The sequence below is a fragment of the Mycobacterium sp. genome (assembly GCF_049585075.1).
GTDB lineage: Bacteria > Actinomycetota > Actinomycetes > Mycobacteriales > Mycobacteriaceae > Mycobacterium.
The window spans coordinates 1-10,177 of sequence record NZ_JBAUZA010000318.1 but is presented as its reverse complement, the minus strand read 5'-3'; the positions used below and the strand labels follow the sequence as shown (position 1 = coordinate 10,177).

The following is a 10,177-nucleotide window of genomic DNA, read 5'->3' as shown; positions in this document are numbered from 1 at the left end:
CTGGGAACTCCGCGGCGACAGCACTTAGCATGGTCGACAGCTAAAACTGGACAGTTTGAACTGTCTAGTTTAGGCTGGCGCTGGTGGATGGGACCAGCGAATCCGCAGGGGCAGCAGCCCGAGACCTGCGAGTGATGTTCAGCCGGCTACGGCGCCAGTTGAGAGAAGTCTCGACCGGAAGTGATCTGACGCCGTCGCAGACCGCAGTACTCACCCGGCTCTGGAAAGAAGGAGCATCCTCGGCCAGCGTGTTGGCTGCCGCCGAGCGGGTGCGGCCGCAGTCGATGGCAACCATACTGGCCGGGCTTGCCCGCCATGATCTGATCCGGCGCGCGCCCGACCCCGACGACGGTCGGCGCCAAGTGATCTCATTGACCGCCGTTGGCCGGCGCCGGGCGGAAAGCGACCGTCAGGTCCGCGAGGAATGGCTGGCCCGTGCCATGCAGGAGCGCTACTCAGAGCGGGAACGCCGCGTCATCCTCGACGCGTTGACCCTGCTCCAGCGCTTGACCGATTAGCGAAGGGAGCTAGGAAATGGAATTGGGAATTCACTTCATCGACTTTCTGCCGGGCAATCCGGCGAATCTGACGCCGGCACTGCTCGCCACCGCCAAGGCCGCCGAAGAGGCCGGGGCGACGATGTTCACCCTGGCGGATCATTTCTTCCAGATGGAAAGTGTTGGGCGCGCAGAGGATCCGTTCCTGGAGGGCTACACGTCGCTGGGCTTTCTGGCGGGCCGGACAACCAGCATCACCCTGGCGATGTTGGTCACCGGAGTCACCTATCGCCACCCAGGGGTGCTGGCCAAGACGGTCACCACGCTCGACGTGCTGTCAGAGGGCAGGGCGGCGTTCGGCATCGGAGCTGCTTGGTATGAGCGCGAGCATGTCGCGCTCGGTGTCCCCTATCCGCCGTTGCGCGAGCGGTTCGAGATGCTCGAAGAGACTCTGCAGATCTGTCTGCAGATGTGGAGCGACGACAATGGGCCCTACCACGGCAAGCACTATCAGCTGGCCGAGACCATCTGCGTCCCCCAGCCGATCCGTCGCCCGCCGATCTTGATAGGCGGTGGCGGCGAGAAGAAGACACTGCGACTGGTCGCACAGTACGCCGACGTCTGGAACAGCACCGATTCCGAGCCCGACGTACTCGAGCACAAGATCGAGGTGTTGACGCGCCATTGCGACACGGTGGGCCGCGACGTCGCTCAGATCCGCAAAACCGTTGGTCTGTTTGCCGATCCATTCGCTGACATTGACGGATATCTCAAGACGCTTGAACGCTACGCCGAACTGGGCATCGAGATGATCAACATAGGTCCGGTGCCGGGCAACCCGGATCCCGCTGGCTTCGTGCAGCGGTTTGGAGAAGAACTCATGCCCAAGGTTGCTGAGATCGGTTGACCGACGGTGGGTCAGATGCCCGATATGATCCCCGCACGCTTTGCTGCATATTCGGTGTCCGAGATGGCACCGCTGGTGCGCAAGTCCTCGAGTTCCTGGAGGCGCAGCGTTGACGGCGTTGCCCACGACGGAGAAGACTGCTGCGGCGGCTGCACAGTTGTGTTGTGTTGCCAGTGCTGAACTGTGGCTCTCGGGCCTTCGCCGAAGTTGAGCAGCCCCAGTCGCAGCAAGAGCAGAAGCACTGTGACGACGCCTCCGATCGGCAGGCCGAGGTAGAAGATCCACATGCCGGGTACGCCGGCTTGGCTCAGCACCACAAACCGCACTATCAGCGATATCGCGAACAGAGCGGCAATCGCGGAGAGCACTACTCTGGAGTTGTTGTTCATCGTCGTATTCCTTTTCGCCATTGGTGATTTGAAACACTCTGCGGCATGAGGCTTACTGGATCCTTAATGGACCGGCGGACATTAGACGGCAACCAGGTCCGGCAGCGCTACATCCAGTTGCTGCGTTTCTGGGGCCGCCGTGAACCGGAGTCGGTCGGTGAGGACGCCCTGTGTCAGCTGGCTTTCGTTATGCCGCAAAGACATTGCCGATCTCGCGCCAGACGGCACGAGATCGGCAATAGTCGGTTAGGCGACGATTCAAGGTCGCCTGGCATAGCGGGTCAAGAACCCGATGGCCGTGATCGTCGCGACGGCGCCAACCACGCCCCACAGCACGACCCCAAACAACAACGACCCGAACAGGAAGTCGTAGGTCATCATGAGGTAAAACGACCAGAGCACACGGTAGAGGCACCAGAGTGCGAGCACTCCACTGCCGATCCCGATGATCAGGCTGCGGTTGCGATCGACGCGGTCGATCTGTTCCTCGATATTGGCGGGCAGGATTTTCATTTCCGGTTTTCCTTTCGTGTTATGGGCAGGTGACGTCGATTTCGAAGGGCTTGGTCACCGGTCCTCCCATTGGGTTGGACAGGTCCGCGCCGCTGGCCGTGCCGGTGATCTTGTAGGAGTTGCCGTCCTTGGTGGCCTTGGCGCTGCCGGTGGTCCCACCGACCCCCAACGCCACGCCGTTGACATTGCCCAACGCAACAGATGTCACCCCGGGCGGATTGGCATCGGTCAACACCGCACCAATGCCCGTGCCGCCGCCTGGGCCGGCGGCCGGCCCACCGATGGCGATGTTCACGGTGCCGGCGGTGCGAGCACAAGCCACCTGACCCTTGACGTTTTGATCCTGGCCGTCGATGACAACCTTGGTGTTCGACGAACTGGCCGCAGCCACCCCACCATTGGGTGTGCTGATCGACTTGCTGCCAGAGCAGCCCGCCAACGCCACACCGAGGATTGCCGCCGCGCTGGCCGTGATCATGATTTCGCGTTGCATCGCTACGCTCCTTTTCTTCATCGTTGATCGTTTTTCATCGCTGATCGCGATGCGTAATACTTTGCGGGATAAGGCTTACTGGATCCTTAATGGACTATTCGGCAGGTAACGCTCACTCCGCGCCGGTCGACATGTCCATGTACATCGACTGGATGCCGACACGCCCCGGCCCGGTAAAGCGGTTGAAGATGAGATTTCCGCCGCCGCCGAACATTCCCGTGCGCAGTCCATAAAGCTGTGGCTCCATGCGCACGCTCTCGTCGCGGTATATCCAGCTGCCGGGCTCCACGTCGATCTGCTCGCCGGGACCGAGCACTTTTTCGAACACGTTGCCGTAGCCGTGTAGCCACACCACGCCCTCAGACTGTGTCGCGGCGAATCGGTCCACGAAAAAGCCGGTTGAGCCGAACATCATGTTCTTAAGGCCTTTCTGCCGGCTGAATCCGTATTCCAGATTGCCTGTCGCCGCGAGGTATTGGTGCTCACGCACCTCGACGGCGGAGCCAGGACGCAGATGCAGCGGGAACACATGGCCAGTACCGTCGCGGGAAAACGCGACCTGCCCCGGGCCGCGCGCCTCGGTCAATAGCAGCTGCATGCCGGCGATCATCCGCTTAAACGCACCCTTGCCTTTGATCCCGATGGCCAGCGCCGGGTCTTTCCACAACACCACATGGTGCTCGAAAAACACTGGCACGCTGCCGTCCAACCAGATGTGCAGCACCGGCACCAACTCTCCGTCGATGCGGTAGTAGACACCCGGCGCGCTGCCGTCCGCGATAGTGGTCGGCAGCAGCTGCGGAGGCTCTGGCCGATAGGAATTTGCTTGGGGTGTGTTGCTGCCGCTGATCTTGGTCATGATGAACTCTTCTCGGTTGTCAGTCCCGGCTTCCCGGCTGTCAACAGAGTCCGTCGAACGGCTTAATAGATCTTAAGTAGCCTGGCCCAGTTGGTGGAGGTTGATCTCGAGCGTGAATTCCTGATCGCCGATGCGGATGACGTCGCCCTCGCGCAGTTCAGCACTGGTGTCGATCCGCTGCCCACCCACCCGGACCCCGTTCGCTGATCCCAGATCGGTGATCACAAGCGTCGCGCCGCTGTCGATGATGACAGCGTGATGACGGCTGACCTTAACGTCGGACAGCGCGATGTCGTTATCGGAACTGCGCCCGATCCGGGTTGCCGTACCGGCCAACGCATACCGATGACCGTCAGCACCGCGCAACGCCGCGGCGACGGGACGGCGAATTGTGGCCGAACCGCTTTGGACGGCGACAGAAGACACCAGGGTGTCTTCGGCGTGGGCTTGAGCGGCGTTGCGCACATCTACAGGTTCCTGGCGCAAAATTTGCTCATAGAGCTGACGTAGCTGGGGCCCGGGGTCAATGCCTAAGTCTTCGGCCAGAGTGGCTTTGAGCCGCAGGTAGGCGTCGAGAGCATCCGATTGGCGGCCTGCCAAATAGTAGGCAGTGATCAGCTGCGCCCACAGCGGCTCGCGGTAGGCATGCTCGGCGATCAGCACCTCCAGCTCCATGATCACGGCTTGTGGTCGACCACAGGCGATTTCAGCCTCAACATGTGCGGTGTGGGCGAGAACTTTTTCCTCATCGAGGGCTGTGGTAAGGGTCTCAACGAATTGGAAGTCGCGCAGGTCCTCCAAGAACGGGCCGCGCCACTGGGCCAGCGCGTCGGCCATGTGCCGGCTCGCCAGTTCGAACTCCGCGGCGGCCGCGGCATGCACGCCGGCGTCCTTGTCGGTGCGAAAACGCCCGAGGTCGTACTGATCCTTACCGATCGTTAGTCGATACCCCGGCGATGCGCTGGCCAATAGTGTCCGATCAATGCCCGCGCTACTCATCAGGCGACGCAAGTTGGAGATGTAGGCGTGCAGGGTGGCTCGCGCTCCTTGCGGTGGCCGCTGATCCCAGGCGGCGCCGATCAGCGTGTCAATGTCCACCGGTCGATTGGCGTTGACCACCAACAGCGCGAGCACAGCGCGTTGTTTCGGCGTGCCCAACGGCACCAACGCGCCGCCGACGGTCATCTGCAACGGGCCCAACACACCGAATTGGACCCCTTGAACTGCACCGCCGTCCGTCGCCTCGTCCGGTCCGGTGCTGAGCGGAGCCTTTGAAGGCTTAGTCATCGACCACCACCATGGCAATAGCACCCGCAAAGGCGCGTCGCGCCCCCAACCCCTCGCTGATCATGACGTTTCCTGCGGCCAAAGAGTAAGTCAGCTAAACAACAGCAGCATAGCTGGCCGTCATCGGTTTGAATTGATCATGCCGCTGAAAGGGCGGGCTTAGGATTTGGCCCATGCCGGTGTCGGTGGGCGAACTGTTCGCGGGATTCACGATCCTGCGGGTGCTGGGCGCCGGCGCCATGGGCACGGTGTATTTGGCGGCCCATCCGCGGTTACCGCGCCAAGACGCGCTGAAGGTGTTGTCGGCGGAGTTGACCGCCGACACCCAATATCGGGAGCGGTTTCTGCGTGAGGCCGATTTGGCGGCCAGCTTGTCGCATCCCAACATCTTGGGCATCCATGACCGCGGCGAATACGAAGAGCAGTTCTGGATTTCCATGGATTACGTGGCCGGCACCGATGCGGGTGGACTTGTGCGCGAGCACTACTCGAGCGGAATGCCCCTCGTTGATGCGTTGGCGATCATCACTGGGGTCGGCTCGGCGTTGGATTATGCGCATCAGCGGGGACTGCTGCACCGCGATGTCAAGCCGGCCAATATCTTGCTGGACTCTCATTCGCAACGAATCTTCCTGGCCGACTTTGGAATAGCTCGCCGCATCGATGACATATCGGGACTGACCCAGACGAACATGGCGGTGGGCACGGTGTCTTATGCGGCGCCCGAGCAATTGAAGGGTGAGTCGCTCGACGGGCGTGCCGACCAGTACGCCTTGGCCTGCACCGCATTTCACCTATTGACAGGCACGCCACCCTATGTCGACTCCAATCCCGCGGTGGTCATCACCAAACATTGCATGGCCCCCCCGCCGTCGCTCGAGCAACGCCGCCCAGACTTGGCTGGGCTGGATCCGGTGCTAGCCAGGGCGATGGCCAAAGCGCCCGCCGATCGGTTTTCCAGCTGTCGAGAATTCGCTACAGCATTGCAGCACCAGCTCGGCCCCCGGCCGGTCCACTTCCACACCCCACCGCCGGTCCAGTCAAGCCGCGTTGCGACAGCCTCCGCGATCGGGCCCGGCGTACCGCGGGTTTCGCGTTCCAAGGCTTGGCTTGCGGCGCTTGTGGTCATCCCGTTGCTCGTCATCGCGGGTGGCATCTTCGCCGGAGTCAAGCTCTTCGGCCACCGCAGCCAGTCAAGTGTCGCGAGCTCGACTCATAGCACCCCGTCGGCCACCACGACCGCCAATGCCCACTCGTTCACTGGCACCTACCGGGCGGATTATGGTCCGGGCACCGATCTCCAAGACAAACCGGTCGCCGGTGCGCCGGCGATGACTGCCAACTGGGGCGTGCGCTCGACGTGCGGCGCGGGCGGTTGTGTGGCGACGGCGTCGTACCTGGGTGGCAGCGGAATCGTGCTGGTCTCGAATTTGGTGTTCGATGATGTGGGCGGCAATTGGGTGGCCGTGGGCCTCGGCTCAACGCAGTGTAATAACGCTCCGTCGGAAGTCTGGGTGGTGTTCACCCTGCAACCACAGCCCGACGGCACTCTGTCAGGCGAAACTACCAGGTCCACCACCAACAGCTGCAGCGCCGGAAAGCGGCGCGTAACCTTCACGCGAACTGGCGATCCCGACGTCGCCAAGGTTCAAGACCCGGCCGCCTTGCCGCCGCGGGCGGCGTCCCCGGCCTCAGCGCTTCACGGCCGCTACCACGAAACGATCACCTACTCGAATGGCAATTCTGCGCCGGGACAAGACGATCTGGCTGTCCGTACCGAGTGTCTTCGCACTGGCGATCGGTGCATGAGCTTATTTCATGCACCCGACGGTGTTGTGCCACTGGTCTTCGGTGGTGGAAAGTGGACCCGCGAGGATGAGGGCACCGTACCGTGCAATCTTGGTGGGACGGCGCATATCAAACTCACTGCGGAATACCCGCTGCCTGACCCGCTGCAGGAACCGATTCCGGTACTCACCGGGACCGGGCAGAATGTAACAACCGAAAGTGCTTGCGCTGGCGGTGATTTCGAAGACAAGTTCGAGCGCACCGGCGATTAGCCGACAAAGATGCCGGGCAAACCGTTAAAGATTCATTCAGAGCCGCGGACTACCGTTCTGTCCATGAACATCACCCACACTCCGACGCGGATCGTTGCCGCGGCATTACTGTCGGGCGGCGTCGCGGTGGCCGGTTTGGTGCTGACCGCAGATACCGCTTCGGCCCAGCCCGGAGACAATTTCTCGGTACCCCACCAATGGTGCCCGGGACAGCCCTTGCCGATGGACGATGTCCATTGGGACACGAATATCTGCCACACCTGGTTCTGGGTTCCCGTCGGCGGCATGGGCAATGTCGGCCAGTTTGTTTGGGATGGAGCTACTCCCCCGCCTCATGGCCCGCCCCCGTGCTACGGAGCCCCCATCTGCCTGCCCGGCCTGTGACTCGCCCGCGGCACGCCGATTACTTGGCCAGCTCGTTGCGCGTGCGGTCTTCGCGAACCGGAACACCGTTACGGCCGGTGACATCCTGGGCGTACAGACCGGTCGCATAGGCCACACCGCCGCCGAGGATGCCAAGCGCGGCACGGTCGATGTGGTCCAAGGTGTCGCTGCTCTTGTGGTAGTTGGGGTCGAACGGTTGATCCGCGGTCCCGCCCCACAGCTTTGCCTCCGCTGCGGATTTCTTGACTTCGGCGCCGGAGAACAACCCGCCCGACGGAATGCCCGCCAACGTGAAGCCGTCATAGTCGGACCGGCCGTCGAACGAGGTATCCCGCGGCGTCTTGCCGGCCGAATTCACGTACGCGGCCAGCGAACGTTCGATTCCGGCCGAGCCCTCAGGCACCACCGGATTGCCCCGCTTGTCCAGCGGCAGCGACTGGTCCCCGTCGTAGGTGAAGTAGCCCGGATTGGGCGACCCAAGCATGTCGAAGTTCAAATACAACGCAATGTCCTTGAGCGCGTTGACATCTAACGACTGGACGTACTTTCGCGACCCGATCAGCCCGAGTTCCTCTGCGCCCCAGAAGCCGAAGCGCACTGCGTTGCGAACGTCCGGTGAGCTGCCCAGCTGCAGTGCGGTCTCCAGGATCGCGGCTACCCCCGACCCATTGTCGTTGATGCCCGGCCCCTCGGGAACGCTGTCGAGGTGCGCACCGGCCATCACCACGTCGCTGGTCAAGCCGGTCTTGGTCTGCGCGATGACGTTGCGGGCTTGGATGGTCTTGGTTTCCGCCGAGAGTTTTACCGTGGCGGGCCCGGAGGCATGACGCAGCGCCGCGCCGTCGGGCTTGGTGACGCTGACCACCGGGATCTTGACGTCGGTCTTCTCGCCCAGAGTGCCGCCCATCTGCTCCTCGACGACGTTGTCGACGATGACCATCGCCACGGCGCCGCGCTGCACGGCGGCGGCCTCCTTCTGGGCGAACGGGCAGGTGCCGCGATCCACCAGCACCACTGCCCCGTTGACCGGCAGGCTTCCGTAGTCGGCGGCATTGCAGGCCGGGCTGTCATCCGGCGCAGTCACCAGCGGACCGGTCACCCCGATGGGTGGGGTTGCAAGGCTGTATTCCAAGGCCCTTGCTTCGACCGTTCTGTCGCCGACGGTCAGCGACCCCGTTTCCGAGTGGAAGACACGGGCTTCGAACTGCACGGTTTGCACGTCAAAACCTTTGTCCCGCAGCTTGCCCGCCACGTAGTCGACGCTGGCCTCATAGCCAGGTGTACCGACCGCCCGGGTGTTGCCGTTGGCGTTGGCGATGTCTTGCAGCTTCTTCAAGTGCGCCATCATCGCGTCGGTGCTGACCCGCCCGCGCAGCGCCGCGGCGAAATCCGGGGCCGATACCCGCTTGAGCGGCTGGACGCTGTCAGACGACGCGCACCCCCCGGACAGCAACGCAATCGCCGCAACGGTTGCAATCCCTGCGAGGAACGGTCTTGATTTGTTAGCCATCGCGACCAGGTTAGACGGCCCCGTTTTCGCCTGAGTCGTCAAGCCGCAGGTACGCATGAATGGTGGTGCCACCCGACGTCGTGTGGGTGCGCAATAAATCGACGGTTGCGTTGACGACGAAAAGCCCGTACGGGCCAAACCCCTTCCCGGCGGGTGGTCGCCGGCCAGCGAGCGGATCTGTCCAAGAGCCCATGTCGCGCGCCTCGCAGACCACGTGCCCGGCCTCGTACCAAAACGCCAATCGGCATGCACTGTCGGCATGGTCGAGGCTGTTGGTCGCCAGCTCGGTGGCGACCAACAGGAGGTCAGCCAGTCGATCCGCGGACATGCCGAGCAACCGGCCATAGCGGTGACCGCACTTGCGGGCGCCGGCCAGATCGGCCGGCTCGTGGACGGTGAACGTCACTGCGGCCGGATTCGTCGCCAGCGGTTGATTGCACTGGTCGAGCGCAGCGTCGAGGGCGTACTCCGGGCTGTGGTTGCGCGATCCGCCCCGACAGATCTGCGGATGCGTGCGGCGGACGTCGGCCAGGACGCTTTCAGCCAGGCAGGATGCGTCGTACGGACACAGACCCGTCACGTTTAAGTCCGCAAACGCGATGTTGGCCAGTGCCTCATGTTGCATACACGCGGAGTGTTCGAACACGCTGCGGCCCGCCCAAAGGGGCTCGGCGACGATGCGGATGTGCTGGCTTGGGTGACGTTGGACGAAGGCGAGCTGGGCAGCGAGGATCCGGCCGGGGTTACGGCCAAATCCCGTGATGTCAGCCATCGTCACCTTCACCGCTGCGTCACCCAACGCGCTACGCAACGACGCCAGCTTTTCGCCCGGCACTGCGACCAAAACCGGCTGCGCCTGGTCCAAACCCTCGGAGATGAACGGCGCCAGCCAATCGACGTATTCGCGCTCCGAGTGATACATCAGCGCGGCGTGGTCAAAGCCAGAAACTTGGGCGTGCGCGGTCAGGGTCATATTGACGGCTCGGTACCTCGCCAGGATTTCGCTGCAGGGTCGCCCCGTAGATTTACCCAAGCGACGCGAAACTAACCGTCTCCGCCGCTCGGCTGGATGATCAAGTCGGCGACAGCGCGCATTCCTGCGGCGTTGGGGTGGAACGGCGTCGGTCGCCATGGCAGCGGCCATCCTGCACCCACCGCCCACGGGTCCGCCGACCACCCGTGATGATCCCGACTGGCTTGCCCGGCGCGCACGAGCTCGCAGCCGGTCGCCTGCGCGGCCGACGCGGTGGCTTCTTCCAGCCGAGCGCAGACGTGACG

Annotated in this window: 11 protein-coding genes and 1 pseudogene; 4 read left to right on the top strand and 8 right to left on the bottom strand. The window is 63.1% G+C overall.

Translation table 11 applies throughout. From position 1 onward, the window contains the following. Positions 1-83: 83 nt before the first annotated feature. Together WB785_RS15265 and WB785_RS15260 are read left to right on the top strand one after the other, a co-directional pair. Positions 84-518: a MarR family winged helix-turn-helix transcriptional regulator gene (locus tag WB785_RS15265; RefSeq protein WP_424080165.1), complete on the top strand. Its 435-nt coding sequence runs from the start codon at positions 84-86 to the stop codon at positions 516-518. 16 nt (positions 519-534) lie between these two features. Beyond that, positions 535-1,404, top strand: a complete 870-nt coding sequence (locus tag WB785_RS15260) for an LLM class F420-dependent oxidoreductase (protein WP_424080164.1) — start codon at positions 535-537, stop codon at positions 1,402-1,404. 11 nt (positions 1,405-1,415) lie between these two features. Here WB785_RS15260 and WB785_RS15255 read toward each other — a convergent pair whose 3' ends face one another. The 5 genes from WB785_RS15255 to WB785_RS15235 all read right to left on the bottom strand — a co-directional run bounded on the left by WB785_RS15255 (position 1,416) and on the right by WB785_RS15235 (position 4,843). After that, positions 1,416-1,793 (bottom strand): SHOCT domain-containing protein, encoded by a 378-nt coding sequence (locus WB785_RS15255; RefSeq protein ID WP_424080163.1) that lies wholly within the window; start codon positions 1,791-1,793, stop codon positions 1,416-1,418. 258 nt (positions 1,794-2,051) lie between these two features. Next, positions 2,052-2,306 (bottom strand): hypothetical protein, encoded by a 255-nt coding sequence (locus tag WB785_RS15250; RefSeq protein ID WP_424080162.1) that lies wholly within the window; start codon positions 2,304-2,306, stop codon positions 2,052-2,054. Between the two features lie 19 nt (positions 2,307-2,325). After that, the gene (locus WB785_RS15245; RefSeq protein ID WP_424080161.1) at positions 2,326-2,799 is read right to left on the bottom strand and encodes a lipoprotein LpqH; all 474 of its coding nucleotides are present in this window, start codon (positions 2,797-2,799) and stop codon (positions 2,326-2,328) included. A 112-nt stretch (positions 2,800-2,911) separates the two neighbouring features. After that, positions 2,912-3,658, bottom strand: a complete 747-nt coding sequence (locus WB785_RS15240) for an AIM24 family protein (protein WP_424080160.1) — start codon at positions 3,656-3,658, stop codon at positions 2,912-2,914. Between the two features lie 72 nt (positions 3,659-3,730). Then, positions 3,731-4,843 (bottom strand): BTAD domain-containing putative transcriptional regulator, encoded by a 1,113-nt coding sequence (locus WB785_RS15235; protein WP_424080166.1) that lies wholly within the window; start codon positions 4,841-4,843, stop codon positions 3,731-3,733. 275 nt (positions 4,844-5,118) lie between these two features. Here WB785_RS15235 and WB785_RS15230 point away from each other — a divergent pair, with 275 nt between their 5' ends. Together WB785_RS15230 and WB785_RS15225 are read left to right on the top strand one after the other, a co-directional pair. Continuing rightward, positions 5,119-7,005: a serine/threonine-protein kinase gene (locus tag WB785_RS15230; RefSeq protein WP_424080159.1), complete on the top strand. Its 1,887-nt coding sequence runs from the start codon at positions 5,119-5,121 to the stop codon at positions 7,003-7,005. 63 nt (positions 7,006-7,068) lie between these two features. Next, on the top strand, positions 7,069-7,389 hold the full coding sequence (locus WB785_RS15225; protein ID WP_424080158.1) for a hypothetical protein: 321 nt from the start codon (positions 7,069-7,071) through the stop codon (positions 7,387-7,389). Between the two features lie 19 nt (positions 7,390-7,408). On the opposite strand, the gene WB785_RS15220 is transcribed toward WB785_RS15225, so the two are convergent. The 3 genes and pseudogenes from WB785_RS15220 to WB785_RS15210 all read right to left on the bottom strand — a co-directional run. Then, the gene (locus WB785_RS15220; RefSeq protein WP_424080157.1) at positions 7,409-8,899 is read right to left on the bottom strand and encodes a M28 family metallopeptidase; all 1,491 of its coding nucleotides are present in this window, start codon (positions 8,897-8,899) and stop codon (positions 7,409-7,411) included. 10 nt (positions 8,900-8,909) lie between these two features. Continuing rightward, a complete protein-coding gene (locus WB785_RS15215; RefSeq protein WP_424080156.1) occupies positions 8,910-9,872 on the bottom strand; it encodes an anti-sigma factor RsbA family regulatory protein in 963 nt (320 codons plus the stop codon). Positions 9,873-9,943: 71 nt separating this feature from the next. Further along, a pseudogene (locus tag WB785_RS15210) lies at positions 9,944-10,177 on the bottom strand (SGNH/GDSL hydrolase family protein); the annotation flags it as partial.